Genomic DNA, 26,748 nt, shown 5'->3' on the forward strand with positions numbered 1-26,748 from the left:
CACGCGATCGGGGGCGTCAGTCCGCGGAGGTAACTCGGCGGGCCCGTCATCCTGTGGGTGTAGGGCCTGCATCCGGGGTTTGATGCGCGGGTGATCGCCGCTCTGGGACAGTGGCGGGGTGTGGGAGCTGGTGGTGGCCGTCGTCGCCTGCCTGGCCGCCGCGTACTTCGCGGTGCGGCTGGCGGGGGCGCGACGCGCGTACACCCGTGCGGTGGAGGAACGAGGCTGGTTGCTGGAGCGGGAACGGGAGTCCGCCGCCCGTGGCGCCGTCGACGCCGAACGTGCCCGGATCGCGCGGGAGCTGCACGACATCGTGAGCCACAACGTGAGCGTGATGGTCGTGCAGGCAGGAGCGGCGCGGCGGGTGCTCTCGACCGGTGCCGGCCAGGCGGCCGACGCGTTGCTGGCGGTGGAGAGCGCGGGCCGCGACACGATGACCGAACTGCGGCACATGCTCGGGCTGCTCGCGCCGTCGGCAGACAGCGATGACCTGCTGGCGCCGCAACCGGGTCTGAGCCGGCTGAGCTCGCTCGTGGACCGGATGTGCTTCGCGGGCCTGCCCGTGGAGGTGCGCGTCTCCGGTGAGCCGCGGCCGTTGCCGTCCGGTGTCGACCTCACGGCGTACCGCATCGTGCAGGAGGCGCTGACGAACGCGCTGAAGCACGGCGACGGGCGGCAGGCGGAGGTGACGGTCCGGTACGCGGAGCACCACCTGCGCGTCGAGGTGCTGAACTCGGGGCCCAGCGCGTTGTCCGGCGACCGGGTGTCCTTCGAGGACGGACAGGGGCGCGGGTTGCTCGGCCTGCGCGAGCGGGTGGCCGCGCTGGGTGGCGACCTGGACGCGCGCAGGCGGCTCGGCGGCGGGTTCCGCGTCCGGGCCAAGATCCCGGTCGAGCGGCCGTGAGCGGGCCGCGGGTGGTGATCGCGGACGACCAGGCGTTCGTGCGCATCGGGTTCCGGATGATCCTGGGCTCCGGCGGCGTCGAGGTCGTCGGCGAGGCGGCGGACGGGGCCCAGGCGGTGACGGCGGTGCGCGACCTGCGGCCGGACGTCGTGCTGATGGACATCCGCATGCCGGGGATGGACGGGCTGGAGGCGTGCCGGCGGATCGTGCGGGAACCGGGTGACTGCCGGGTGCTGATGCTGACGACGTTCGACCTCGACCGGTACGTGTACGAGGCGCTCGCGGCCGGTGCGAGCGGGTTCCTGCTCAAGGACGTCACGCCCGAGCACCTCGTCGCGGCCGTGCGGCTGATCGAGACCGGGGACGCCCTGCTCGCGCCGTCGATCACGCGCCGGCTGGTGGAACGGTTCGCTTCCGGCGTCTCCGTTCCGGCCGTGCACCGGGACCTGGCCGCGTTGACGCCACGGGAACGTGAGGTGCTCACGCTCGTCGGCAGCGGGCGGTCGAACTCGGAGATCGCCGGTCATCTCACCCTGAGCGAGGCGACGGTCAAGACGCACGTGGCCCGCATCTTCGCGAAGCTCGAGTTGCGCGACCGCGCGCAGGCCGTCGTCCTCGCCTACGAGACGGGCCTGGTCACGCCCGGCGCGTGAGCTCCCACGCGGCGATCTCGGTCCTGGTGCGCAGGCCCAGCTTCGCCAGCACGCTGCGCACGTGGGTCTCGACGGTGCGTTCGCTCAGGTGCAGGCGGGTCGCGATCTGGCGGTTGGTCAGGGCCTGCGCGACCAGGTCCACGACCTCGGACTCGCGCGGTGACAACGGGTCCTGCGCTTGTTCTGCGGCACCGATCTGCCTGAGGAGCCGGTCGGCCTCGGCCAGCCGGATCGGCATGTCCAGCGCGCGGAACTCGGCCGCCGCCTCGGCCGCGAGCGTGCGGGCCGCCGTCAGGTCGGTCAGGGCCCTGGCAAGGCCGAGCCGGCTCAGCGCGGCGAACGGCCGGGCGCCGATGCGGGCGTTCATCTCCAGGGCCAGCCGGTAGTGGCCGGCCGCGGCCTCCGTCCGGCCGCAGGTCATGGCGAGGTCGCCGAGCAACCGCGGTGTGGCGGCGGAGGAGAACACCGCGCCCGATCCGTCCGCGGCGAAGCAAGGGTCCACTGTGGACAGGATCGAGTAGACGCTCGCCGCCGTCTCGGCGTCGTCCAGCATGCAGGCGACCACACCGATCTGCCCGACCAGCGGAGCCCACGTCGGCCCGGCCTCCAGCGTCGCCGGCATCGACCGGAACTCCTCGAACGTCGCCCGGGCCTGGTCGGTCTGCCCGAGGATCGCGTGCAGGAACGGCACGTAGACGCGGGCCAGCGGGATGTCGCCGACCAGCGCGATCACGTCGAACACCTCCCGCGCCGTCTCCTCGTCGATGCCGCCGACCAGCTGCGCCAGCTCGTTGCGGAACGCGTGGTACATGCCCTTGGCCGCCGAGACCCCCATCCGTTCGGCCACCACTCGAGCCGTCTCGTTGCACTCCCGCGCCCTCTGCAACTGCCCGACCAGCGCCGCCCGCGTGGCCCGCAGCCGGTGCAGGTGCCACCAGGCCACCCCGTGCTGCCGCGCTGCCGCGAACTGCTCGATCAGGTCCAGTTGCCGGTCCACCTCGGCCAGGTCGCCCACCTGGATCGCCGCGTCGACCAGCCAGACGTGGCCCCACAGCTCGGCGTGCGGCTGCCGTGCGGTCCCGGCCAGCTCGACGGCCCGGTTCGCGAGCTCGACCCGTTCGTCCCTGAACTGCGGCGCGCACAGGGTGAGGTGCCGCGCGTGGATGCCGTCCAGCTCCGCGTCCGGATCACCGCTGCGCACGGCGAGTTCCAACGCCGCCGCAGACAACTCGCGCGCCCGTTCCGCCGCACCGGTCGTGGTGGCCGCCATCGCCCGGCGGGCCAGCAGCCGGGCCCTGGTCGCGGTGGCCTCCTCCGGGACGTGCCGCAGCGCGGTCGTGCAGAGCTGGTCCACCGCGGCCAGCAGCGAGCGGTCGCCCAGACCGGTGATCACGAGAGCTGCTTCCGCCATCAGCTCGGGCGTGCCGGCCTCCTGGGCCAGGCGAGCGGCGGTGCGGCAGTGGGCGAGGCTGCTCTGGGTGTCTCCCGCGAGGAACTCGGCTCGGGCGAGGCCGAGGGTGAGCTCCGCCGTCTTCTCCTCCGCCGAGGTCAGCGCGAGCGCCGCGAACCCGGCCGCCTCGTCGTAGGCGAGTTCCGCGGTGGCCGCTCTCGCCGCCTCCCTCGCCCACCTCGCGCACTCCGCGGCAGCGTCCTGCCCACTGGCCCGGTGCCACTGCGTCGCGATCCGTCCCGGCGCACCACCACTGGCGGCGAGTGCCAGCGCGCAACGACGATGCAGGTCCGCGCGCACGGAAGGCGCCAGGTCCTCGTACACGGCGTCCCGCACGAGAGCGTGCGCGAAGGCCAGCGACCCGTCGTCGGCCTGCAGGACCTTGGCGGCGACCGCGTCGTCGAGCGGTGCGGCGGGGTCCTCCCCGGTGACGGCCGCGAGCAGCGCGGGGTCGATCCGCTCCCCCAGGACGCTGGCCACGCCGAGCACGTCACGGGCGCGCGGACTCAGCCGGTCCAGCCTCGACAACACCAGCCGGTGCAGCTCCTGGTGTCCCGCGACCTCGCCGCTGTCGAGCAGCATGCGCACGTACAGCGGGTTGCCGTCGGTGCCGTCCACGAGCCGCGCCGCCACCGGCTCGGGGTCTGACTCGTCGGTGGCAGAACGCACCCACCCGGCCACGTCGCCGCAGGTCAGACCGCGGAGTTGCACCGCACGGGTGGCCGGGGCGCGCAGCAGCTCGGACAACTCGGCCTCGCGGTAGGTCGCGACGACCAGGATCCGGGAAGCGGGCAGTTCGGTGGCGAGGTGGGCCAGCAGGCGCAACGACGTGCGGTCGGCCCAGTGCAGGTCCTCCAGCACGAGCAGCAGCCCACCCGGCTCGGCCTCGGCGACCAGGGCGTCCGCCGCGTCGGCGAGCAGGGCGAAGCGGGCCGAGTCGTCCGTGCCGGAGTGCGCGTCGCAGAGCACGCGGTGCAGCGCGGGCAGGGAACGGGCCAGGCGGCGCCACGGCCACAACGGCGGCATGCCGGGGTCGTCGACGGCGTGGCCGCGTGCGACCGGGATGCCGTACGAGCAGGCCATCGCGGCGACGGCCGTGGCCAGCCGGGTCTTGCCGATGCCCGCCTCGCCGCCGACCAGCACGAGACGGCCGGCGCCACCCGCCGCCGCGACGAGGCCCGCCCGCAGCGAGGCCAGTTCGCGGTCGCGGCCGAAGATCGGGGCGTCCTCCACGCCGGGAGTATCGCCGACCGGTGGTGGTTCGGTACCGGACTCCGTACTGGCACGGATCCGTGTCGCGCCGCACGAGCCGAGACTCGGTGCACCACCAAAGGAGGCGACCATGTACGCGCAGCTCACCTACTTCGACGGCCCCCGCGGGCCCGAACAGCTCGCCGCCGCGGACTTCGCGGCGAAGCAGCGGATCGCGCCGGCGGCCATGAAGGTGCCGGGCAACATCAGGACCTACGTGCTGCGCCGGGCCGACGGGTCGGAGGTCGTGCTGTCGATCGCCGAGTCCGAGCAGGCGCTGATCGACACCCAGAAGGCGATCATGGGCACGCGCCTGCTGCCCGGCGAGGACGCGGCGTTGCTGCCGGGCGCGGACCGCGTCGAGATCTACCCGGTGCTCCAGGTCTTCGAGTACGACGGCGCGCAGTCATGACCGCCACGAGAGCACTCGCGGCCGGCGTGTGGCGAGCCGACCCGAGCCGCAGCACCGCGTCGTTCCAGGTGGGCAACCTCGGCCGCAAGGCGCACGGGACCGTGCCCGTCACCGCGGGCACCGTCGAAATCGGCACGGACGGCGCGTTGCTCGCCGTGCACGGCACCCTGGACCTCGGCGCCATCGACACCGGCAACGCCAAACGCGACAAGGACCTGCGCAAACCCGGCCTGCTGGACCTCGACCGGCACCCCGTGATGACGTTCACCGCGACGTCCGCGCGGACCGGCGGGACCGGCTGGCACGTCACCGGCACGCTGACCGCCCGAGGTACCGAGACCGAGCTCGACGGCACTGTTGAGCTGTCCTCATTGGACGGACGTGAGGCCGTGCTGACCGCGACGGCCCGGCTGGACCGCAGGACGCTCGGCATCCGCGCGCCGAGCTTCATGATCGGCAAGTGGGTGGACGTCACCGTCACCGCGGTGGTCGCTCAGTCCGCCTGAAGGACGAAGAACAGGAAGTTCGGGGCGCCCGCGTAGTGCGCGAACTCCCCAGGGAACAGGTCGCGGGCCTCCGGCAACGGCGGCGGCTCGCTGATCGAGGAGATCCGGAACCCGGCCGCGGCGAACGCGTCTGTCATCGCGTGCAGCGGCCGGTTCCAGAACGTCACCTCCACCACCCCGTCCCCCACCGGCCACCGCGCGGGGCTCGGGTAGGTCGAGTAGTAGTCGGGCCAGCCTCCGGCGAGCCGTTCCTCGCAGTAGCCGGCGGTGGGGTGGTTGACCGAGACGATCAGCCTGCCGCCGGTCCGCAGCACCCGCCGCACCTCGGCGAGCGCCGGGCCCCAGTCCTGCAGGTAGTGCAGCACCAGGGACGCGATGACGTCGTCGAACTCGGAGTCGGGGAACGGCAGCGGCTCGCCCAGGTCGGCGACCCGCAGGTCTGCATCGGCTCCGAGCCGCAGCCGCGCCTGCTCCACCATCCCGGCGCTCACGTCGACACCGCTCACGACCGCGCCCCGCTCGCGCAGCGCCGCGAACAACGGGCCCGCACCGCACCCGGCGTCGAGGATCCGCCGCCCCGTCACGTCTCCGGCCAGCGCCAGCGTCGCAGGCCGCTCGTAGCAGGCGTTCGCGTAGTTCTTCTCGTTGTCGGCCGCGTACGCCTGCGCCACGGCGTCGTAGTCGCTCATGCGATCGATCTTGCCCGAACTCCGTGGTCACCAACGCGAACCAGGTGAGGTCAGGACGGTGACGATCGATCCTCAGCGGGCCGTCCGGACGCCACCTCTGCTGGCGGAGGCGTAGAACTCGGCTCCGAAGCTGGCCTGAGGTCCTCCCGGCCCGGATGCCGCCGCGCCGACCACAGCGTCAGCGCGGCGGCACCCAGCCCCACGATCAGCGAGGTCCAGATGTTCAGCCGCAGGCCGAGGATCGTGTTCGCCTCGTCGATGCGCAGCGCCTCGATCCACAGCCGTCCCAGCGTGTAGAGCACCACGTACAGCCCGAACGCGCGGCCGTGCCCGAGCCGGAACCGGCGGTCCGCCCAGATCACCACGGCCGCCGCGGCGAAGGTCCACAGCAGTTCGTACAGGAACGCCGGGTGGAACGTCCCGAGCACCACGGGCGCTCCGTCCGAACCGATCACCGCACGGCCCGCGTCCTGGTCCCACTCGTGGATCGTGAGCGCCCACGGCAGGTCGGTCGGGCCGCCGTACACCTCGTTGTTGAACCAGTTGCCGAGACGGCCGATCCCCTGTGCCAGCAGGATTCCCGGTGCGGCCGCGTCGGCGAGCGGCGGCAACGCGACGCCGGCGCGTCTCGCGCCGATCCAGGCTCCGAGCGCGCCGAACGCGATGGCTCCCCAGACGCCCATCCCGCCCTCCCAGATGTAGAGGGCGCGAACGGGACTGCCGCCGGGGCCGAAGTACGGCTGCCAGGACGTGGCCACGTGGTAGAGCCGGGCGCCGACGACACCGAACGGCACGCCCCAGGTGGCGATCTGGTTGATGACGCCGGGCCTGCCGCCGCGCTGCACGTAGCGGCGTTCGGTCAGCCAGGCGGCCACGAGGATGCCGGCGATGATGCAGAAAGCGTAGGCGCGGATCGGCATCGGACCGAGGTGCCAGACACCCTGGGTCGGACTCGGGATGGCGGCCAGGAGCATCGCGCCACCCTAACGACGCCGGGGCCTGCGCACTGTGAAGTCCGCAGGCCCCGGCTCGTCACTACTTGTTCAGCGCACCGCCGACGATCGGCAACACCACCTTGCTGGCACCCAGCGACACGTTCAGCGAGACACCGCTCGCCGCCGAGTCCGAGGCGAGGTAGGCGTTGTGGTTCGTGACGAGCACGATCCCGATCCGGTGCCCGGCCGGGACCAGCGCGTCACGGGCGTGCAGCTTCCAGGTGACGTCCGCGGTGGACCCGTTGGTGGGCAACGGGGTCGCGGTCTCCAGCGACAACCGGTTCTTGGCGTCGATCGCGCCCTTGGTCAGCATCGTCGCCGAGACCGCCTGGATCGACACGTCCGGCGGACGCGCGCAGCCGGTCTTGTCCCGCAGGTCGTTCTTGCCGCACACCTCCTGAGAGAGCTGCAGCGGACTGCGTTCGGACAGCACCGCCTGCGTGCCGGGGCCGTAGTCCACCAGCAACGCCGTGAGCGGCGTCGACGCCCGGTTCGACGCGATGCGGACGGTCAGGCTGACCTCACCGGACAACCGCGCGTCCTTCGTCAGCGGTGACGTCACGTAGGCCAGCCGTCGCGTGTTCGCGGTCTCCGGACCGGCCATCATGGTCGCCTCGCTGATGTTCGCGTTCGCGACCAGCGTCTGCGTGCCACCCGAAACCGGCGCGGTGGTCAGCGAACCGGACATGCCGCCGGACGCCGGGCCGAAGTACAGCGTGGTGTCCTTCGTGTCCGGGCGCGGCCACGAGGCGGCCTGTTCCCAGCTGCCGTCGGGCTTCTGCACGTCGGCCATGGGCTCGTTCATGATCCCGTTGTTCGCGCCCTTGAGCCAGTGGTCCATCCACAGGCCCATGACGCGCTGCCACTCGGCCTGGCGGAACGAGATCGGGTCGAGGTGCCCGCCCCGGTGCAGCCAGATCTTGCGCGGCACGCCCTGGTCCGAGAGCGCGTTCCACCAGCGGCCGAACTGCGACGGCTTGACGTTCCAGTCCGCCTGGCCGTGCACCGCGAACACCGACGCGGACACGTTCTGGGCGCCCACCCGGTAGTCGCGGGCCTTCCAGAACGACGTGTAGTCGTAGGACTCGTCGCCGTCCTCACGGGACAGCTTGTCGAACACCGGTTTGCACTTCGCCTTCTGCGCCGCGCTCACGACGTAGTCGGCGAGGAAGGTCGGGTAGTTCGACTCCCAGCCCTTGTACCCGATGCCCTGATCGCGGGCGTACTCGTACCAGCTGGAGATCGCGGCGATCGGCACGATCGTCTTCACACCGGGGATGTTCGCCGCGGCCGCCGCGTTGGGCAGCGTGCCGTTGTAGGAGACGCCGAGCATGCCGACGTTGCCGGTGCTCCAGCTCGCGACCGCCTGGCGGCCGTCCGCGTAGAACGCCTTGGCACGGCCGTTGAGCCAGTCGACGACCGCGCGGACGCTCGCGGTGTCCTCGGGACCGCCCGTGGTCGGGCAGCCGGTCGAGCGGGAGGTGCCTTGCATCTCCATCTCGACGACGGCGTACCCGCGCGGCACGAAGTACTCGTCGTACCAGCGGCCGAAGCCGCGCGGCACGTTCGTCGCCGTCGCGGCCGCCGCGCCCAGCCCGTAGTAGGGGCTGGCCTCCATCACGATCGGCACGCGTTCGGCCGTGTCCGGCCGCATGACGTCGGCGGCGATGCGGTCGAGCTTGCCGTCCGCGTCACTGTCGATCGTGGACTCGACGTAGACGGTCTCGGTGATCGCCGCGGCGGCAGGAGCCGCGTTCGAGGCAGGCGTGTAGATCGTCGCGGCCATGAGCAGGGTGGCCGTGACGAGGTAGACCCTTCGCATGAGTTCCTCCGTCGGAGGGCCCGATGAAGCAGCAGGGGTGGAACTCGGGCCCTACGAAGGAATCTCACCGAATCCGACGGTGTCGCCGGTACGGCCGAAAGATCTAAACCATTGCCCGTCTCAGGCGGCGACCAGTTCCTTGTCCTTGGCCGGCGTCTTGACCTTGGGCTTGCGGTTCGGCAGCGACAGGCGGAAGACCTTGTGCCACGCCGAGAAGACCTGCTTGGGCAGCGGGCCGGTCACGTAGTCCAGTTCGTACTTCTCGAACAGCGCCTTCACCTTGACCGCGACCTCGGCGTACCGGTTGCTCGGCAGGTCCGGGAACAGGTGGTGCTCGATCTGGTGCGACAGGTTGCCGGTCATGAAGTGCATGGCCTTGCTGCCGCTGATGTTCGCGGAGCCCATCATCTGGCGCAGGTACCACTGGCCGCGCGTCTCGCCCTTGATCGAGCGGCGCTCGAAGGTCTGCACGCCCTCGGGGAAGTGCCCGCACATGATCACCGAGTGCGACCAGATGTTGCGGACGAGGTTCGCGGTGAACGTCGCCGCGAGCGTGGTCAGGAACGACGGGCCCGACAGCAGCGGGTGGATCACGTAGTCCTTGAGCACCTGCTTGCGGATCTTGCGGCCCACGGCCGCCGCACGCGCGCGGAACTCGGGGCGGTTGCGGCGGCGCTTGTGCAGGTTCTTGCCGAGCTCCAGGTCGTACGCGGCGATGCCGTACTCGAAGAAGCACGCGTTGATGAAGTTCCACAGCGGCTGGCCCAGGTGCATCGGGTGCCACTTCTGGTCCTCGTCCACGCGCATGATGCCGTAGCCGAGGTCGTTGTCCTTGCCGATCACGTTGGTGTACGTGTGGTGCAGCTCGTTGTGCGAGTGCTTCCACTGCTCGGCCGGGGAGACGTGGTCCCACTCCCAGGTGGTGGAGTGGATCTTCGGGTCGCGCATCCAGTCCCACTGGCCGTGCAGGATGTTGTGCCCGATCTCCATGTTGTCCATGATCTTCGCGACGGACAGACCGGCGGTGCCGATGATCCACGCCGGCGGGAAGAGCGAGAACAGCAGGATGCCGCGGCTGGTCAGCTCCAGCTTGCGCTGGATCGAGATGACCTTGCGGATGTAGGCCGCGTCCTTCTCACCTCGGCTCGCGATGACTTCGTCGCGAATCGCGTCGAGCTCGCGGCCGAGCTCCTCGATCTGCTCGTCGGTCAGGTGGGCGGTGGGATCGATGGCGGTCATGAGACTCGCTTTCCGGGGAACCAGTGGCTTGGGGGTGGGCCACTTCACGGGGGGAGGAATGTCAGTGGTGGGCGCGGGCTGGCGGGTGTGGCTCGGAATGTCGCCGGGCGAATTCGCGGTCAGACAGGTGTCTGTGGATTACCCAGCCGATGTTCTGAGTCACATCGACTAGCGTTCGAGTTCGCAAGGGCCCGCTGCGGCGGACACGCAGGTCTGGACGAGCACGTGGGCGGTGGGGCTGTCCTCGGCCTCGGTGATCTCGCCGGTGCGCAGGTCTCGCACGGCGCCGGACTTCAGCGGCGTCACGCAGCCGAAGCAGATGCCCATGCGGCAACCGGACGGCATCAGCACGCCCGCTTCCTCGCCGACGTTCAGCAACGGGGTGGCGCCATCGGCCTCGACGGTCTTGCCGGTCTTGCCGAACGTGACCTCGCCACCCTCGCCGGCGACGACGACCGTGGGCCGGAAGCGCTCGGTGTGGAGCTTGTCGGCGACGCCATGCTCGGCCCAGTGCGCCTCGGCGGCGTCGAGCAGGCCGGCCGGCCCGCAGGCCCAGGTCTCGCGCTCGGCCCAGTCGGGCACGAGCTTCTCCAGCTCGGCGAGGTCGAGCATGCCGTCGGTGTCGGTGTGCAGCTCGACCAGCTTGAGCGCCTCGTCGGCGACCAGGTCGTGCAGGTCGTTGCGGAAGATCACGTCTTCCTTGCGCGGCGCGGAGTGCACCATCACGACGTCGGCGAGCCGCGCGTCGCGCAGCATGCCCATCGCGGGCGTGATGCCGCTGCCGGCCGTCAGGTAGAGCACCTTGGCGGGCTTGGTGGCGGGCAGGACGAACTCACCGGTGGCCTGGTCGAGCTGGATGACCGTGCCCGGCTTCGTCCTGCGGACCAGGTGGTTGCTGACCTTGCCGTCGGGGATGGCCTTCACGGTGATCGTGATGCGGCCGTCCGCGCGGTTCGTCGGCGACGTCACCGAGTACGCGCGCCACATGCGCACACCGTCGACGTCGACGCCGATCCGGACGTACTGACCGGCGACGTGACCGCGCCAGCCCTTGCCGGGCTTGATCACGATCGTCGCGGCATCGTCTGTCTCGCGGTGCACGGCCTCGATGCGGCCGCGCAGGTCAGCACCGGCGCGGAGGGGGCTCACCAGGTCGAGGTAGTCGGACGGCAGCAGCGGCGTCGTGACCAGCTCAAGCAGTTTCCACGCCCTGCTGCGAAGGGCGGCACTCGTCATGACTCCAGCTTGATGCGCCTCAGGGCGTAAAGTCCTGTCCGCAGGACGTGAATCTGCCGGGCTGGATTGTTCGCAGGGAACAAATCGTGACTCACGCAATGAGGAGGGCCACCGAACTGGCCCTCGATGAGAAGACCGTGACCGCGTTGCGGGCGGTCCTGAGGCCGACCGCCGACGAAGTGGTCCGCGCCATCATCACCGAGGTGCCGAGCTATGCCAACGCACTTTCCGGGCGCATGGGTGGCACCATCCGCCGTGCCGTTCGCACGGCGCTCGGACTGTACTTGGACCTCGCGAGCGGCACGGGCGGGGGCGGCGACGCCAGCGAGGCGGCCTACGAACTCGGCCGCGGCGAAGTCCGCGACGGCCGCTCCATGGACGCGCTGCTCAGCGCGTACCGGGTCGGCGCCCGCGTGGCCTGGCGAGGTCTGGCCGCAGGCGCCGTACCAGCGGGTCTGCCCGCCGCGGAGGTGGCGAAGTTCGCCGAACTGACCTTCGCCTACATCGACGAGCTGTCCGCCGCGAGCGCCGCGGGCCACGCCGACGAACTGGCCGCCCGAGGCCTCGCCCACGAACGCCACCTCGAACAACTGGCCCGGGACCTGCTGGCCGGCGCAAGCGCCGAGGTCCTGCTGACCTCCGCCGGACGCGCAGCCTGGCAACCCCCGACCACGCTGACGGTGGTCCTGCTCCCCGCGTTCCAGGCCCGCCCCGCCTACCGCTCGCTCGACCCCGGCACCCTCGTCCTGGACGACCTGCCGGACACGACCGGCGTGCTGTTCGTGCCCGACGCAGACCGCGCCCACCTGCTACGACAGCTCAACCACCGCAGCGCCGTCGTAGGACCAGCGCGCCCATGGATGCGTGCCTCCGCCTCCTACGAACGAGCCGTACGCGCGCGCTCCCTCTCCCCCGACATCCGCGACACCGAGGAGCACCTCGCCTCCCTCGTGCTGAGCGCGGACCCCGACGCCTACGCCGACCTGCGTGCCCGCGCACTGGCCCCCCTGCTGGCGTTGCCGGCCACAACGGCCCGGCGCCTCGAAGAGACGCTGCGCGCCTGGTTGCTGCACCACGGCCGGCGCGAGGAGGTGGCCGCTGCCCTCTTCGTGCACCCGCAGACCGTCCGGTACCGGATGGGGCAGTTGCGGGACCTCTTTCCGGATCTCGGGTCTCCGCAGCGGGTTTTGGAGTTGACGCTGGCGGTGGGTCTGCCTTTGACGGATTAGTTTTGGTCAACACTGAAGATATTGAACAGCGTGAGTTCGATCTCGTCGGGAGTGCAGTGGTTCTCGCGGCCCCATCTCGCCAGAAGGCCGCAGTAGCGCTCGTAGGTTTCCGCAGGCCAAGGGCCTTTGCGGTGCAGCGAGGTCCAGCCGCACCGTTCGCGCAGCACGGTCGCCACGCGGCGGTCGAGGATCAGGCACGGGTGGTCCGGTGCTCCCCCACCGGCGAAGTACAGGAACTTCGTGAAGAACGACGGGCCGAGGTACCGGATTTCGTTGCGGACACCAGGCCTGAACAGCGCGAACGCGGCGCCGGGGTCGCTGCGGGCCCGGTCGGCGGCTTCGGTCAGCAGTTTCTCGCAGCGCGGTACGTCCGCAGCGATGCTGGTGAGCCGTTGAGCGTTGAGCCGCAGATACCTGCCAGACCCCCAGGCCAGGGTCCGCCACAGCAGGGTGAACACGTCGTCGGCCGGTGCCCGGACGCCGGCCCTGGTGATCCGGTCTTCGACCGGCGGTGTGCCGGGAAGATGGCGCGCGCTGATCTCGTCGCGCCACCACTCAGGCTTGATCAGGACGGGGCTCTCCACGACCGCCGCGCCGCGAGCCCACTCCGGCAGGCTCAACGTCGACAGGTCTGTCATAGGCATACCGCCTGCATCGCCGACCACGTCAGCCGCCGTTACCCGGCGCGCCGGAGTGGCGCACGCCACAGCGGGACGAGAACCTGAGCCACGATCTCGACGTCTTGCGGAGTGTGAGAGCCATCCGGGGTGAGGCAGGCCTCGACGAGGAGCAGCTCGTGCGCCGGGTCGCACGAGGTGACCGCCGCGCGTTCGAGGAGCTGTACCGCCGCACCTCGCCGTGGTTGACCGTGCGGCTGCGCAGGCGTTGTTCGGACGAGCAGATCGTCGCCGAGGTGCTGCAGGAGACCTACCTGGCCGTGTGGCGGGCCGCGGACGCGTTCGCCGGTGCGGCGGCGGGCGGTACGGCCGTGGGGTGGCTGTGGACCATTGCCGCTCGCAGGCTGATCGACGCGTTCCGCCGCCGGGCCCACCACGCCACGCCACCCGCCGCGGCCGCGCCTGTTCCCGCCGCCGCTGCCGACGAGGAGGTGCTCGACGGGGTGGTCGGGGACGAGGTGGGGGACGCGCTGCGCCGCCTGGCGCCCGAGTTGCGGCAGGTGTTGCAGGCGATGGTGCTCGACGGGCTGTCGGTGCGGGAGACGTCGGTGCTGCTCGGGGTGCCGGAGGGCACCGTCAAGACGCGCGCCCGCCGGGCCCGGATCGCGATGAGGGAGGCCCTGACATGACGACGCACCGCGCCACGCCGGCCAACGGCACCGCCACTCGGCAACCAGGTACGCCCCACGGCAGCGCGGCCACCCATCAGCCCTGCCGAACCCCAGACCACCGGCCCGGCCCGCCCGAGCACCCGCACCACGCGACGCAGGAGGCGCGACCATGACCGCTCACCACCCCAGCGACCACCTCCTGCACCGCTACTCCGGCGGCAACGAGGACATCCCCGCCGACGAGCTGTGGGCCGTCGAGTCGCATCTCGAAACCTGCGCCCCCTGCCGCGCCAGGCTCGCGCCCGAGCCGATCGCCGAGGCGGTGTGGGCCGGCCTCTCGCCGCTCCTCGACCGCACCCCGCAGATGCCGCGCGCGCGGGCCTGGCGTCGGGTGCACGGGTGGGTCTCGCCTGCCGCGGGGCCGTGGCTCGCGATGATCCTGCTGGTCATCGCCGCCGCCATTGCGCTCGACCGGACCGGGTTCGCGGTGGGCGACCGGGTGTCGCTGGTCCTGCTGGTCGCGCCTGTCCTGCCGGTCCTCGGTGTCGCCGCGTCCTGGGGGCGTTCGCTGGACCCCGCGTGGGAGCTGACGGCCGCCACGCCTCGTGCGGGACTGCCTCTGGTCTTTCGCCGCACCGCGGCGGTGCTGGCCGTGGTGGTGCCGGGGCTGGCGGTGGCCAGTTTGCTGACCGGCGCCGGGTTCGCGCGGTGGCTGTTGCCGTGTCTGGCGTTCACGGTGGGCACGCTTGCACTGGGAACGTTGATCGGAGTCACACGCGCCGCGATCGTGTTGATCGTGGCGTGGGCGGTGGCGATCGTGGCGCCGACGATCGCGTTCAGCCGTACGGCCGTCGCGCTCGGTCCGGGCGCGACGCCCGTGTGGATCGTGCTGCTGGGTGCCAGCCTGGTGGTGCTCGTCGTGCGGAGGATGGCGTTCACGCGTCTGGAGGCGAACCGATGACCGCGCCCACCACTTACGCCTGGGAGATCGAGACCCGCGACCTGCGGGCCAGGGCCGGGCGGCGGATGGCCGTCGACGGCGTCACGCTCGCCATGGGGCGTGGCGTGCACGGGTTGCTCGGGCCCAACGGGGCCGGCAAGACGACGCTGATCCGCACGCTCGCGACCGTGTTGAAACCGCACTCGGGCGAGCTATCACTCCTGGGGGGCGTGAACCTCCGCCACCTCCGGCGCCGGATCGGGTACCTGCCGCAGGAGTTCGGGCACTACCGGCGGTTCACCGTGCGGGAGTTCGTGGCGTACGTGGCGTGGCTCAAGGAGATGCGTGACGTCCCGGCGGCCGTGCAGCGCGCCATCGAGAGGGTCGGACTCGCCGACCGGGCCGACGACAGGATGAAGACGTTGTCCGGCGGCATGATCCGGCGGGTGGGCATCGCGCAGGCGATCGTGAACGACCCCGAGATCGTCCTGCTCGACGAACCGACCGCCGGTCTCGACCCCGCCCAGCGCCTCAGGTTCCGCGAGCTGCTCACCGAACTCGGCACCGACGCGTGCGTGGTGGTCTCGACGCACCTGGTGGAGGACGTCGCTGCCGCGTGCACGGACGTAGTGCTGCTGTCCCAAGGAAAACTCGTCTTCCAGGGCACCCCGGACCAGCTCGCGGCCCGGGGCACCGAACGGCACGCGGGCGACAGTCCGCTCGAACGCGGCTACAGCGCCCTGCTCGACATCCCCGACCGGCCCGGCTACTGGTGACCGGCGTCACAGCATTCCGAGAACCTCGCGAGCCCCGCCGCCGTCTAGCCCGTCAAGAGCGGAAACACTTGAGGGAGAACGGATGCAGGCGATCCAAGCCGACAACCTGGTGGTGCGCGTGGGCGGGCGCAAGGGCCGCGACGCGGTGAACGGGCTCAGCCTCGGGCTCGGCCGCGGCGTGCACGGGCTGCTCGGCCCGAACGGAGCCGGCAAGACCACGCTGATCCGCACGCTGGCGACGGTGCAGTCCCCCACCTCGGGGACGTTGTCGTTGCTCGGCACACCGGCCGGCGGCAAGCTGAGGCCCGTCCGGCGCAGGCTCGGCTACCTGCCGCAGCACTTCGGCTACTACAAGCGTTTCAAGGTGCGGGAGTTCGTCGAGTACCTGGCGTGGCTGAAGGAGATGCCACCGGCGCTCATCCCCAAGGCCGTGCGGGAGGCACTCGAACGGGTCGGGCTGTCCGACCGGGCCGAGGACCGCATGAAGTCGTTGTCCGGCGGCATGGTCCGCCGCGTCGGCATCGCGCAGGCGATCGTCAACGAACCCGAGCTCCTGCTGCTGGACGAACCGACGGTCGGCCTGGACCCCGCGCAACGGCTGCGGTTCCGCGAACTCGTCGCCGAACTGGGCCGGGAGGCCTGCGTGCTGATCTCGACCCACCTGGTCGAGGACGTCGCCGCGGCCTGCACGGACGTGGTGCTCGTCAACGAGGGGTCCCTCGTCTTCCAGGGGAGTCCGGCCGATCTCGCCACCGCCGGCACGGCGTCGCACGTCGGTGACAGCCCGATCGAGCGCGGCTACACGGCACTGATCAGCGCGAAGTCCACCGGCGGTGCCTGGTGACCGGGCTGCGCATCGAACTGCGGCGCTCGACCGCGCTCTGGGCCGGGCTGCTCGTGCTGGTGTCCGGCACGGGAATGCTGCTGCTGATCACGTCCGCGAGCTCGAGGTGGACGGCCAACTCGACGTCGGCGGTGCTCGAACTCCGGCTGCCGCTGGCCTACGTGTGGGCGCTCGTGGTCGGATTGGCCGTCCTGCAGGGAATGCGGGACAGCCGCGCGAGGGTGACCGAACTGTTCACCGCCACCTCCCGGCCCGGCTGGGTCAGGCTCGGCACGCTCGCCTCGGCGGTGGCGGGTGTCGTCGCGGTGGCGGGCGCGCTGCTGTGCGCGGGACTGGTGGCCACGGTCGCGTTCGGCGGAGGCTTCGTCTCGATCGGGTTCGTGCCGCTCATGGTGACCGCGGTGCTCGCCCTCGCGTCGAGTGTCCTCCTGGGACTGGCGGTGGGCCGGTTCCTGCCGCACCCGCTGACCGTGCCGGTGGCGCTGGTGGCCACGTTCATGGTCGCGACCAGCGCGGGCCGGGCGCTCGAAGTCCAGTCGCCCGGTGACGAGATCTCCCGGCTGGCACTGCTCACGCCCGTTCTCGACCCGCCGGATTCGGACCTCGTCACGACGTCGACGGCGGTGGACCTGGGTCAGATCGTGTGGTTCACCGGCCTGGGCGTGACGGCGTTCCTCCTCCTCGTCGCACGAACCCACCTCGGCCGCCTGGCCTCTCTCGTGCCGGCCGGTCTGGCGGTCGTGCTCGCCCTGTCGATCATGCCGGTCAAGTACTCCGAGGTGCTGGTGACGGACTCGATCGCGGGGAAGCTGGTCTGCGACGGCGAGGTGTGCCTGAGCCAGGTGCACGCCGTCAGCCTCCCCGTCGTCGCCCCGGTCGGCCGTGACGTCCTGGCCAAGCTCTCGGTGCTGCCCGACGCGCCTTCCGAGGTCCGGGAGGACACGTCGGCGATGGCTCACCTGACCGCCCCCCAACGCGATCGCCGCATCGTCTACGTGCAGTCGCAGGGCTTTCCCAGGCCGCTGAGCATGACGGGTGACCAGCTGCGGCTGGAACTGCTGGCCGGTGCGGGCATCGCCGGTTGTGCCGGCCCGAACACCTTCGACACCAGCGGGGGCGTCGTCCGCTACGTGACCGCCGGGTACTTCAACGGGGAACTGGCCGAACTGGCCTCCGAACCCCTCATGTGGAACAACAGCCGGCTGCGGGGCGACGTCGACGAGGCGTGGCGGCAGTTCCGCGGCCAGCCCGCGCAGGAGCAGCTGAACCGGGTCGTACAGGCGCGGCAGATGTTGCTGGCGTGCGAGGACTCCGAACGCGTGCTGGACGTGCTGAAGGCAAGCCGATGAGGCCGCTCGCGTTGTACGCGCAGTCTCGTGGAGTCCCTGCGGCGCTGGTGGTCCTGCCCGTCGTGGTGCTGATCGCGTGGTCGGCGCTGCACTCGCCGTGGACGCCGCTCAGCGCGTCGCTGACGACGCTGGCCGCCGTGCTGGTGACGACGGCCGGTCTCGCGGGCCAGGACCCGGAACTGGACAGGTCCACCGCCGTGCCGTGGCCGTGGTGGCGCCTCGGGCACCTCCTGCTCGCTGCGGTGGTGGCCGCGATCTCGGTGCTGTTGGTGCAAGAACTCGGCTACGAACCGTTCGTCGCCGCGTTCGTCGTGCGCGACACCGCGGGCATGATCGGTCTGGCCGGTCTCACGGCGGCGGTGGCCGGAGCCCGGCTCGCCGCCACCGCCCCGGTGCTGTGGTGGGCGGTGGCGGCGATCATGCCGCCTGCCGATTCGGTGCTCGGCCGCGTCGTCACGTGGCCGCTCGGCGCCCCGGACGACGTGGTGACCCGCTGGACGGCGGGAGTGCTGTTCGTGGGCGGGATCGCCGCGTACAGCGCGCGCGGCGGCCGTCGTTAGCCGATGGTCTCCAGCGCGACGTAGTCGGCGATCGCCCGCTGTGCCTTGATGTTCACGTGCACGCCGTCACCGACGTCGTACTGGGCGTTGACGCTGTTCGGCCTGATCGGGTCCTCCAGCACCTGGTCGAAGTCCTGCACCGAGGCGCAGGCGTCCGAGCAGTCGCCACCGCGCTTCACGAAGTCGTTGACGGCGTGGCGGTCCACGTTGTTCTGGTCGCTGTAACCGGGCCGGGGCGTGATCGGCGTGACGTGCACGGCGATCCCGGCCTCGCGCAGCCGCTGGAACACCGCACGGTAGCTGGTGACGATGTCGGCGGCGGTGCACCCGTTCGCGAGGTCGTTCGTGCCGTAGTAGTAGATGACATCGGTGACGCCGTGCAGCGCCAGAACATCCCTTTCCAGCCGTGCCAACGCATCCAGGCCGACGAACGGCGCCGGGGTGTTCGGGCAGACGGAACTGGTGGTGCCGCTGATGCCGGCGTTGGCGACGGCGAGCTGAGGTCCGGACGAGGCGACGATGCGGCGGGCCAGCACGTCGGCCCACCGCTTGTTGGTACCGAGCTCGGTGCAGCCGGGGCCGCACACAGTGCTGCCCACGCCGTCGACGACCGAGCTGCCGAACGGCACGACCGTCCCCTTCAGCCGCGGGTTGAACACGTCGACCGCGCTGACCACGTAGGTCGACTGGACCGTCTGCGTGTACGCGTCACCCTGGCCGGCGGTGTGGTCGCCAGAGCCGGGCGGGGTCAGGTAGTTGTCGCGAAACGCGGAGTCGTGCCGGCCGGGCACGACCTCCCCCGCGACGTGCATGCTGACCGCGAGATCGGTGTCCGGCTTGGTGTTCAGCGACGTGCGGTCGCTCCACACCTCGCCGCCCGCGGGGATCGTCACGGTGCGGCGGCCTCCGAACGTCAGGTCGCGCGTGCTCTCCACGGCCGCGCCTCCCGCGCTCAGCGCGACAGTGGTCCGGTCGATCGTCAGCGGCTGCCTGCCGAACGTGTTCTGCACCCGGACGCGGACCGCGCTGCCGCCCTGGCTGAGGTGCGTGATCATGCGCATCGACTGGTCGTGCAGCGTGACGGGGGCGAGGTTCTGCTGCGACTGCGCCCACGAGGTGAACCAGACGGGCCGGTCCGCCACCGCCGACGGTGTCAGCAGCGCGCCCACGGCCAGGACGGTCGACACGATCGCGAGGTTCCGAGTTCTCATCCCCCGGTCCTATCGCCTGGTGACGACCAAGTCACGTCTTGTGATCACCAGGTGAGACGCTACGTCACGAGGCCCCGGCGATAGGCGTAGACGACGGCCTGCACCCGGTCGCGCAGGTCGAGTTTGGTCAAGATGCGCGACACGTACGTCTTCACCGTCTCCTGGCTGATGACCAGGGCCGCGGCGATCTCGCTGTTCGACAGGCCCTCGGCGATCAGCCGGAGGACTTCGAGTTCCCGCGGCGCCAGCTGGGTCTGCGGGACCTCCTCGGCCGGCCGGATGCGCGCCGCGTACCTGCCGACGAGCTGCCGGGTCACCTCCGGCGCGAGCAGGGCGGCACCGCTCGCCACGGTCCGGATGCCCTGCAGCAGCTGGGCCGGTGGCGCGTCCTTGAGCAGGAACCCGCTCGCACCGGCCCGCAGCGCCTCGTAGACGTACTCGTCGAGGTTGAACGTCGTGACCACGAGGACCTTGACCGGGTCGGGGACACCGGCGCCCGCCAGCAGCCTGGTCGCGCCGATGCCGTCGAGCACGGGCATCCGGACGTCCATCACGACGACGTCCGGGCGCAGCCTGCCGGCCAGGTCGACCGCGGCGCGCCCGTCCCCGCACTCCCCCACGACCTCGAGGTCCGGCTGGGCGTCGATGATCGTGGCGAACCCGGTGCGGATGAGCGCCTGGTCGTCGCACACCAGCACGCGGACCGGTGCGGTCACGCCGGGTTCCCCGCGGGGATGCGCGCCCTGACCACGAAACCGCCGTCGCGCTGACCCGCCGAGAACTCGCCGCCCAGCACGTCGACGCGTTCGCGCAGCCCGGCCAGGCCGCGGCCGCTGCCTCCGACCGCCGTGGACGACCTCGCGCCCTCGGTACCGACCTCCACGGTGATTTCCCTTTCGCCGTAACGCACGTGCACGTTCGTCGGGTTGCCGTGCGCGTACTTCAACGCGTTCGTCAGCGCCTCCTGCACGACCCGGTACGCGACGGCCTCGGCGCTGCCCGCGTCCCGCGTCGCCTCGCCCTCCTCCGCGAACTCCACGGGCTGCCCGGCCAGCCGGGTCTGCTCGACGAGCGTGCGCAGGTCCCCGAGCGCTTCCGTGCTGTGGTCGGGGTTCAGCAGGTCGAGCAGGTGCCGCAGGTCGGTCAGCGACCGCCGGCCGGTGTCGGTGATCGCCTGCAACGTCTGGTCCAGCCGGTCGGGGGCGGCGGTCAGGTACCGCGCGGCCTCCGCCTGCACCACCATCGCCGTCACGTGGTGGGTCACCACGTCGTGGAGCTCGCGGGCGATCAACGTCCGTTCCGCGACACGGCTCGCCGCGGCGACGTGCCGGCGGCGTTCCTCCTCGGCACTGCGCGAGAGCCGCAGCCACGCGCCGATCGCCCACAGGGCGGCCACTGCCAGGTAGAACGTGACGAACCCGGCCACGCCTTCCGTGGCCCCGTTCAGTTCCAGCGCGACGGCCAGCCCGGCGTACCCGGCGGAGAGCGCGATCACGGTGCCGCGCCGGTGGTGCGACAGGTGCAGCCCGGCGCTGATCAACGCGATCGACAGGGCCGTGCCGGCGACGGTGTGGTAGCCGCGCAGCTGGTCGGCGGCGAACGCGACCGACACCACCGCGAGGCAGACCAGCGGCCACTTCCGGCGGAAGACCAGCGGCAGGCACTCCAACGCGATCACCGCGATCGCGAGGGCGTCGAACGGCCGGTTCGGCAGTCCGCCGAGCTGCGTTCCCTTGTCGTGCAACGCGGGCACCAGCGATGCCAGCGCGAGCAGCAACGCCAGTGGCGCGTCCTGGACGCGGACGTCCCAGGCGCGCCACCGCTGAAGGCTGATCACGCGGCGAGAGTAGCGGCCGGCGCGGTACGGCCCCGGCGCGGCATGATGTTGCCGCGGCGCTTGGCCAGCCACAGGAACGCCGCCGTGACGACCAGGCCGGCCAGCACCGAGTACACGCTCGCCTCCGGCCCGAACGCCCCGCCGGTGACGAGCGCGGGGCCGGACGTGACGCCGTCCAGCAGCCCCTGCGGCGCGTCCTGACCGGAGACGCTGGTGCTGAAGATGCCGCCCTGCGCGAAGTTCCAGGCGAAGTGCACGCCGATCGGCACCCACAGGTTGCGCGTGGCCACGTACGCGGCGCCGAGCATGAGCCCCGCCTCGATCGCGATGGCGAGCGAGCTCCACACCGTGGCGTTCTGGTTGAAGATGTGAGCGAAGCCGAACACCAGTCCACTCAGGACCAGGGCGAGCCACGTGCCGAGGTGCTCCTCGACGATGCGGAACACGACGCCGCGGTACATCAGCTCCTCGGTCACCGCGACGGCGACCATGAACCCGAGGATCGCGATCATGCCGGGCACCGAGCCCCAGCCGCGCACCTCGTAACCGCCGAGGAAGGTGATGTTCAGGATCACCGCCCCGAACATGGCGAGTCCGACGAGGACACCGCGGCCGAGAGCGCCGGCGGCGATCTTCAGCGAGACCTCGGCGGGCTCGCGGCGTTCGGTCCTGCGCACCACCCAGGCGTACGTGGCCAGTGCCAGCGCGGCCGCGACGACACCGGCGACGAGCGTGAGCGGCGCGTTCCAGCCCAACGCCTGCACGCCGGCGGCACCCACGAACGAGACGGCCGCGACCAAGAGGAACTGCTTCAGAAATCGCATGGCCGGAACGTTAGGGATTTCGCGCGTCCGGAACGTCCCCGTGCGGTGGACATTCGTGTGTAGCTCGCTCGGGGGACACGCTGGCGTTCAGCGCCGCGGACAGCCAGGCGAACGGCATGAACTCGGCGGCCTCCTGGGCGGTCCCGTCGATGATCGCCACCAGCGACTGGTACCGGATGTACGGATCGGTGGACGTGGCGGCCTCCTCGATCGACTCCAGGTGCAACCGCTCGATGTCCATCACATCGGCCGCCAGCTTCTCCCGGTACTCAGGACTGTCCGGGGTCTCGGTGATCTCCCCCAGGTGAGCCGCGTAGAGACCGGCGATCTCGCGCCCCCGCGGCGAGTCCGCCGGCTCACCGGCCTGCTGCGCCTCCTGCGCCCGCACGAAGATCGCGCCTCCCCGTTCGAACGCGCCCACCATCTCCGCCGACGTCATCATCGCGGCGGCCGGCCCGGAGAAGGTCTCCCGCAACGCCTTCTTCACCTCACGGCGGAAGTCCGCGTCCTGCAGGAGGTTCGCCAGCTCGATCCACGCCTCCAGCTGCTCGGTGGACGGCTCGTCCGGCAGGACCAGACGGCCGTTGCGCATGAGCCCGAGGAACTCGGGGCTGACCTCGAGGCCCTCGCTGATCTCGTTCCAGAAGTCGTCGAACAGCCGATCGCGCTCCCCGTCGGACATTCCCACCAGCTTGTGCATGAGGATCACCTGCTCGGCCTCGGTGTGCTGCCGGGCGATCGTCCGCAGCACGGCCTTCCTGGAGCGGATGCGACGGGCCTGGTCGTCCAGGCGGGACAGGTGCGCGGTCGCGAGGTCGGACAGCGTCACCCGTCCCTCCAGCAGGCGCCGGATGTCGTCCAGGCCCGCGTCCAGCTCGCGCAGCGTGCTGACGAACTCCAGCCGGGCGATCGCGTGGACGTCGTAGAGCCGGTGCCCCGCCGCGGTGACCTCGGCGGGGGCCACGATCCCCTCGTCGGAGTAGAACCGGATCGCGCTGACGCTCAGCCCCGTCCGGCGCGCCACCTCTCCGATCGCGTACAGCCTGATGTCGTTCATGAGGCCACTATCGGACCTCAAGCGGCTTGAGATGCAACCCACACGACCGACTTACTTGAGCATTACCAACCCTTTACCTATGCTGACCCGCGAGGGGAGTACTTCCCAAGCGCCTGCCCGGTCAGTACGGACACCCCGAGGTGTCCTCGGGAGGCCACCCGCACCGGGTGAAGGAGACCTCGAACGATCGTGTTCGAGGAGGCTTTGTGCCCGTGCACTCCGTGGCATCGCCCGGTCTGTGGTTCGTGAGCATCGCGGCGTTGCTGGTCCTGCTGGTGGTCGACTTCCTGGTGACCCGCCGCCCGCACGAGGTGTCCGTCAAGGAGGCCGCGGGCTGGTCCGTCTTCTACCTGGCGCTGCCGCTGGTGTTCGGGCTCTGGCTGTGGTTCGAGTTCGGCAGCGGTCAGTCGCTGGAGTTCGTCACCGGGTTCGTGGTGGAGAAGTCCCTCTCGGTGGACAACCTGTTCGTCTTCATGCTGCTGCTCGCCGCCTTCAGCGTGCCGGCGGAGATCCAGCAACGCGTGCTGCTCTACGGCATCGTCGGCGCGTTGGTGCTGCGCGGCATCTTCATCGCGGCCGGCGCCGCGATGCTGTCAGCCGGGACCTGGGCGTTCCTCGTGTTCGGGCTCGTGCTGCTCGTCTCGGCGGTGAAGATCCTGCAGACGGCGCTCGCCGGTCACCCCGAGGCCAAGGACACCTCGAAGATGCGGTCGGTGCGGCTGCTGCGCAGGCTGATGCCGGTCACCGACGACTACCGCGGCACCAGGATGACCGTCCGCGAGAACGGGCGCAGGGCCCTCACCCCGCTCGCGATCGTGGTGGTGGCGATCTTCGCGACCGACGTCGTGTTCGCGATCGACTCGGTGCCGGCGGTGTACGGCATCACCGAGGACCCGTACCTGGTGTTCACCACCAACGCGTTCGCGTTGCTCGGCCTGCGCGCGCTGTACTTCGTGCTGCAGTCGTTGCTCACCAAGCTCGTGCACCTCAACCACGGCCTCGCGGTCATCCTGGCGTTCATCGGGGTGAAGCTGGTGCTGCACTGGGCGCACGGCGTGTGGCCGGCCGTGCCGACGATCCCGACCCCGGTCTCGCTGGCCGTCATCGTGGTGACGCTGGGCGTCGTCACCGTGACGAGCCTGCGTTCCCGCCGCGAGGAAACGGTCGCCGGCCCGTAAGTTCGGTGGATGCAGGAACAGCCTTGGGCCATCGAGGTGCGCGGCGCGCGGGTGCACAACCTCCAGGACGTCGACGTCACGGTGCCGCTGCGCAAGCTCGTCGCCATCGCGGGCGTGTCCGGATCGGGCAAGTCGTCGCTCGCGATGGGCGTGCTCTACGCGGAAGGGTCGCGGCGCTACGTCGAGGCGCTGTCGACGTACACCCGCCGCCGGATGTCCCAGGCACCGCGGGCGGCCGTCGACACCGTCCGGCACGTCCCGGCCGCGCTCGCCCTGCGGCAACGGCCGGGCGTGCCGGGGGTGCGCAGCACGTTCGGCACCTCCACCGAGCTGCTCAACGTGCTGCGCCTGCTGTTCTCCCGGCTCGCCTCACACCGCTGCCCGAACGGCCACCGGCAGGAACCCACGATCGCCGTGGCGCAGGAGCTCGACCTGACCTGCCCCGTCTGCGACGTCACGTTCACCCCGCCGGGCGCGGAGTCGCTGGCGTTCAACTCCGACGGCGCGTGCCCGCACTGCACCGGGACCGGTGTGGTGCGGGAGATCGACGAGGACCGGCTGGTCCCCGATCCCTCGCTCACGATCGCCGGCGGGGCGGTCGCGCCGTGGTCGCTGTTCGGGCTCGCCGTCATGCCCGAGGTCGTCGGGGAGTTCGGTGTGCGTACCGACGTGCCGTACGCCGACCTCACCGACGAGGAACGCGAGATCGTCCTGCACGGTCCCGCGGAGAAGCGCCAGATCCGCGTGCCGTCCAAGGCCGGCCGGGTGTTCGACCTGAACTTCACCTACCGCAACGCGCGGCTGGCCGTCCAGGAGGCGATGGACAACGCCACCACCGAACGCGGCCTGAACCGCGTCACCAGGTTCATCACCACCCAGACCTGTCCCACCTGCCACGGCACCCGGCTGAGCCCGCAGGCGCTCGCCCCTCAGGTCGGCGGGATCGACCTCGCCGAGGCCACCGCCAAGACGCTGGACGACCTGGTCGCCTGGGTTCCGCTCGTCGTGCGGTCCCTGCCGCCGGACATGCTCGCGATGGCCCAGAGCATCACCGGTCAGCTGCTGGGGACCGCGCGGCGGCTGGTCGAGCTCGGCCTCGGGTACCTGAGCCTCGATCGGGCGTCCTCGACGTTGTCCACCGGCGAGCGGCAGCGCGTGCAGCTCGCGCGGGCGGTGCGCAACGAGACGACCGGCGTGCTCTACGTGCTGGACGAGCCGTCCATCGGCCTGCACCCGTCCAACGTGGACGGACTGCTCGGCGTGGTGCGGGACCTGTTGCGGGACGGCAACTCCGTGGTGCTCGTCGACCACGACGTCCAGGTGCTGCGCGAGGCCGACTGGCTGATCGAGATCGGGCCCGGTTCCGGAGCGGAGGGCGGGCGCGTTCTCGCCACCGGCGACGTCACCGCGCTCGCGGAGGACCCGGACTCGTTGCTGGGCGGCTTCCTCGTCGGCCGCGAACCGGTCGTCGTGCGGCCTCGGGCCGGTGACGACGAGATGTTCGAGCACGGCCGCATCCACCTCGCCACCCGTCCGTTGCACACGGTCCACGCCTTGGACCTGGACCTTCCGCAGGGGCGCCTCACCGCCGTCACCGGCGTGTCCGGCTCGGGGAAGACCACGCTGGTCCTCGAGAGCCTCGTGCCCGCGCTGGAGGCCAAGAACTCCGGCACGAGGCTGCCCGCCTGGGTCGAGGAGGTCGACGCCGGATCGATCACGCGGGTGAACGTGGTCGACGCGACCCCGATCGGCGTCAACGTCCGCTCCACCGTCGCCACCTACAGCGGTGTCCTGGACGACCTCCGGCGCGCCTACGCGGCCGGCGCGGAAGGCCTGACCGCGAGCGACTTCTCCTACAACACCGGGTCGTTGCGGTGCCCGCGCTGCGAGGGCACCGGCGAGATCTCGCTCGACGTGCAGTTCCTGCCGGACGTCGACATCGCCTGCCCGGACTGCGGCGGCACCCGCTACTCCCCCGCCGCGAGCGCGTTCCGCCGCACCGAGGACGGGATCACCCTGCCCGGGCTGCTCGCGCTGACCGTGCGGCAGGCCGTCGAGCACGTGCGGGACATGCGCCGGGTCCGCACCCGCCTGCAGGCGTTGATCGACCTGGGCCTGGGCTACCTCACCCTGGGCGAGGCCACCACCGCGTTGTCCGGCGGCGAGGCGCAGCGGCTGAAGCTCGCCTCCGAACTGGACCGCGACCAGGCGAACGCGCTGTTCGTGCTGGACGAGCCCAGCGTCGGCCTGCACCCGCTCGACGTCCGCACGCTGCTGTCGGTGATCGGGCGCCTCACGGACAGGGGCGCGACCGTCGTCGTCATCGAGCACGACCTCGACCTGATCGCCAACGCCGACCACGTGGTCGACATGGGACCCGGCGGCGGAGCGGCGGGCGGCACGATCGTCGCCGCGGGAAGTCCGCAGGAGGTCGTCTCGGCACCGGGCAGCCTGACGGGCCGGTACCTCGGCAAACACCTCACTGCTTAACGGACAAG

Annotated in this window: 25 protein-coding genes; 13 read left to right on the forward strand and 12 right to left on the reverse strand. The window is 71.1% G+C overall.

Annotated elements, in window-relative coordinates; genetic code table 11:
• Nucleotides 1-118: 118 nt before the first annotated feature.
• Entirely contained in the window at nt 119-904 is a 786-nt protein-coding gene (locus DFR72_RS27670; protein ID WP_090063461.1) for a sensor histidine kinase, read from the forward strand.
• A complete protein-coding gene (locus tag DFR72_RS27675) occupies nt 901-1,557 on the forward strand; it encodes a response regulator (protein WP_090063462.1) in 657 nt (218 codons plus the stop codon). The genes DFR72_RS27670 and DFR72_RS27675 overlap by 4 nt, the downstream gene beginning before the upstream one ends.
• Here DFR72_RS27675 and DFR72_RS27680 read toward each other — a convergent pair.
• Nucleotides 1,541-4,240 (reverse strand): ATP-binding protein, encoded by a 2,700-nt coding sequence (locus DFR72_RS27680; RefSeq protein ID WP_170176415.1) that lies wholly within the window; start codon nt 4,238-4,240, stop codon nt 1,541-1,543. The genes DFR72_RS27675 and DFR72_RS27680 overlap by 17 nt on opposite strands.
• Nucleotides 4,241-4,349: 109 nt before the next feature.
• Here DFR72_RS27680 and DFR72_RS27685 point away from each other — a divergent pair, with 109 nt between their 5' ends.
• Together DFR72_RS27685 and DFR72_RS27690 are read left to right on the forward strand one after the other, a co-directional pair.
• On the forward strand, nt 4,350-4,670 hold the full coding sequence (locus DFR72_RS27685) for a hypothetical protein (RefSeq protein ID WP_090063464.1): 321 nt from the start codon (nt 4,350-4,352) through the stop codon (nt 4,668-4,670).
• Nucleotides 4,667-5,176 (forward strand): YceI family protein, encoded by a 510-nt coding sequence (locus DFR72_RS27690; RefSeq protein WP_090063465.1) that lies wholly within the window; start codon nt 4,667-4,669, stop codon nt 5,174-5,176. Before DFR72_RS27685 ends, DFR72_RS27690 begins: the two co-directional genes overlap by 4 nt.
• Here DFR72_RS27690 and DFR72_RS27695 read toward each other — a convergent pair.
• From DFR72_RS27695 to DFR72_RS27720, 5 genes are all read right to left on the reverse strand, one after another.
• Nucleotides 5,164-5,865: a class I SAM-dependent methyltransferase gene (locus DFR72_RS27695; protein WP_090063466.1), complete on the reverse strand. Its 702-nt coding sequence runs from the start codon at nt 5,863-5,865 to the stop codon at nt 5,164-5,166. The genes DFR72_RS27690 and DFR72_RS27695 overlap by 13 nt on opposite strands.
• 50 nt (nt 5,866-5,915) lie before the next feature.
• The gene (lgt, locus tag DFR72_RS27700) at nt 5,916-6,839 is read right to left on the reverse strand and encodes a prolipoprotein diacylglyceryl transferase (protein WP_090063467.1); all 924 of its coding nucleotides are present in this window, start codon (nt 6,837-6,839) and stop codon (nt 5,916-5,918) included.
• A gap of 61 nt (nt 6,840-6,900) precedes the next feature.
• Nucleotides 6,901-8,682 (reverse strand): CocE/NonD family hydrolase, encoded by a 1,782-nt coding sequence (locus DFR72_RS27705; protein ID WP_090063468.1) that lies wholly within the window; start codon nt 8,680-8,682, stop codon nt 6,901-6,903.
• Nucleotides 8,683-8,802: 120 nt separating this feature from the next.
• A complete protein-coding gene (locus DFR72_RS27710; RefSeq protein WP_090063469.1) occupies nt 8,803-9,921 on the reverse strand; it encodes a fatty acid desaturase family protein in 1,119 nt (372 codons plus the stop codon).
• 168 nt (nt 9,922-10,089) lie between these two features.
• Nucleotides 10,090-11,157, reverse strand: a complete 1,068-nt coding sequence (locus tag DFR72_RS27720; protein WP_090063471.1) for a ferredoxin reductase — start codon at nt 11,155-11,157, stop codon at nt 10,090-10,092.
• 86 nt (nt 11,158-11,243) lie between these two features.
• Between DFR72_RS27720 and DFR72_RS27725 the strand changes: the two genes are divergently transcribed.
• On the forward strand, nt 11,244-12,386 hold the full coding sequence (locus DFR72_RS27725; protein ID WP_090063472.1) for a PucR-like N-terminal domain-containing protein: 1,143 nt from the start codon (nt 11,244-11,246) through the stop codon (nt 12,384-12,386).
• On the opposite strand, the gene DFR72_RS27730 is transcribed toward DFR72_RS27725, so the two are convergent.
• Nucleotides 12,383-13,051, reverse strand: coding sequence for an 8-oxoguanine DNA glycosylase OGG fold protein (locus tag DFR72_RS27730; RefSeq protein ID WP_147290342.1), 669 nt, complete (start codon nt 13,049-13,051; stop codon nt 12,383-12,385). The two genes, DFR72_RS27725 and DFR72_RS27730, sit on opposite strands and share 4 nt — an antisense overlap.
• 95 nt (nt 13,052-13,146) lie before the next feature.
• Here DFR72_RS27730 and DFR72_RS27735 point away from each other — a divergent pair, with 95 nt between their 5' ends.
• The 6 genes from DFR72_RS27735 to DFR72_RS27760 all read left to right on the forward strand — a co-directional run bounded on the left by DFR72_RS27735 (nt 13,147) and on the right by DFR72_RS27760 (nt 18,143).
• Nucleotides 13,147-13,692 (forward strand): RNA polymerase sigma factor, encoded by a 546-nt coding sequence (locus DFR72_RS27735; RefSeq protein WP_372511383.1) that lies wholly within the window; start codon nt 13,147-13,149, stop codon nt 13,690-13,692.
• A 151-nt stretch (nt 13,693-13,843) separates the two neighbouring features.
• On the forward strand, nt 13,844-14,635 hold the full coding sequence (locus tag DFR72_RS27740) for a cupin domain-containing protein (RefSeq protein WP_090063475.1): 792 nt from the start codon (nt 13,844-13,846) through the stop codon (nt 14,633-14,635).
• Nucleotides 14,632-15,390 (forward strand): ABC transporter ATP-binding protein, encoded by a 759-nt coding sequence (locus DFR72_RS27745; protein ID WP_090063476.1) that lies wholly within the window; start codon nt 14,632-14,634, stop codon nt 15,388-15,390. Before DFR72_RS27740 ends, DFR72_RS27745 begins: the two co-directional genes overlap by 4 nt.
• 82 nt (nt 15,391-15,472) lie before the next feature.
• Nucleotides 15,473-16,234: an ABC transporter ATP-binding protein gene (locus tag DFR72_RS27750; protein WP_090063477.1), complete on the forward strand. Its 762-nt coding sequence runs from the start codon at nt 15,473-15,475 to the stop codon at nt 16,232-16,234.
• Nucleotides 16,231-17,583: a hypothetical protein gene (locus DFR72_RS27755; protein WP_090063478.1), complete on the forward strand. Its 1,353-nt coding sequence runs from the start codon at nt 16,231-16,233 to the stop codon at nt 17,581-17,583. The genes DFR72_RS27750 and DFR72_RS27755 overlap by 4 nt, the downstream gene beginning before the upstream one ends.
• Nucleotides 17,580-18,143, forward strand: coding sequence for a hypothetical protein (locus tag DFR72_RS27760; protein ID WP_143086605.1), 564 nt, complete (start codon nt 17,580-17,582; stop codon nt 18,141-18,143). The genes DFR72_RS27755 and DFR72_RS27760 overlap by 4 nt, the downstream gene beginning before the upstream one ends.
• On the opposite strand, the gene DFR72_RS27765 is transcribed toward DFR72_RS27760, so the two are convergent.
• Genes DFR72_RS27765 through DFR72_RS27785 form a run of 5 tightly spaced genes read right to left on the reverse strand, consistent with a single transcriptional unit; the run spans nt 18,140 to nt 23,072 of the window.
• Nucleotides 18,140-19,354, reverse strand: coding sequence for a GDSL-type esterase/lipase family protein (locus DFR72_RS27765; protein WP_090063480.1), 1,215 nt, complete (start codon nt 19,352-19,354; stop codon nt 18,140-18,142). The genes DFR72_RS27760 and DFR72_RS27765 overlap by 4 nt on opposite strands.
• A 59-nt stretch (nt 19,355-19,413) precedes the next feature.
• Nucleotides 19,414-20,070, reverse strand: a complete 657-nt coding sequence (locus DFR72_RS27770) for a response regulator (RefSeq protein ID WP_090063481.1) — start codon at nt 20,068-20,070, stop codon at nt 19,414-19,416.
• The gene (locus DFR72_RS27775; protein WP_090063482.1) at nt 20,067-21,191 is read right to left on the reverse strand and encodes a sensor histidine kinase; all 1,125 of its coding nucleotides are present in this window, start codon (nt 21,189-21,191) and stop codon (nt 20,067-20,069) included. The genes DFR72_RS27770 and DFR72_RS27775 overlap by 4 nt, the downstream gene beginning before the upstream one ends.
• A complete protein-coding gene (locus tag DFR72_RS27780) occupies nt 21,188-22,015 on the reverse strand; it encodes a CPBP family intramembrane glutamic endopeptidase (protein ID WP_090063483.1) in 828 nt (275 codons plus the stop codon). Before DFR72_RS27780 ends, DFR72_RS27775 begins: the two co-directional genes overlap by 4 nt.
• A 10-nt stretch (nt 22,016-22,025) precedes the next feature.
• Complete coding sequence (locus tag DFR72_RS27785; RefSeq protein ID WP_090063484.1) at nt 22,026-23,072, reverse strand: MerR family transcriptional regulator; 1,047 nt, start codon at nt 23,070-23,072, stop codon at nt 22,026-22,028.
• 206 nt (nt 23,073-23,278) lie between these two features.
• Between DFR72_RS27785 and DFR72_RS27790 the strand changes: the two genes are divergently transcribed.
• The gene (locus tag DFR72_RS27790; RefSeq protein WP_090063485.1) at nt 23,279-24,250 is read left to right on the forward strand and encodes a TerC/Alx family metal homeostasis membrane protein; all 972 of its coding nucleotides are present in this window, start codon (nt 23,279-23,281) and stop codon (nt 24,248-24,250) included.
• Nucleotides 24,251-24,259: 9 nt separating this feature from the next.
• The gene (locus tag DFR72_RS27795; protein ID WP_090063486.1) at nt 24,260-26,740 is read left to right on the forward strand and encodes an excinuclease ABC subunit UvrA; all 2,481 of its coding nucleotides are present in this window, start codon (nt 24,260-24,262) and stop codon (nt 26,738-26,740) included.
• The last annotated feature ends 8 nt before the right edge of the window (nt 26,741-26,748 follow it).

The sequence above is a fragment of the Lentzea flaviverrucosa genome, from assembly GCF_003350445.1.
GTDB lineage: Bacteria > Actinomycetota > Actinomycetes > Mycobacteriales > Pseudonocardiaceae > Lentzea > Lentzea californiensis.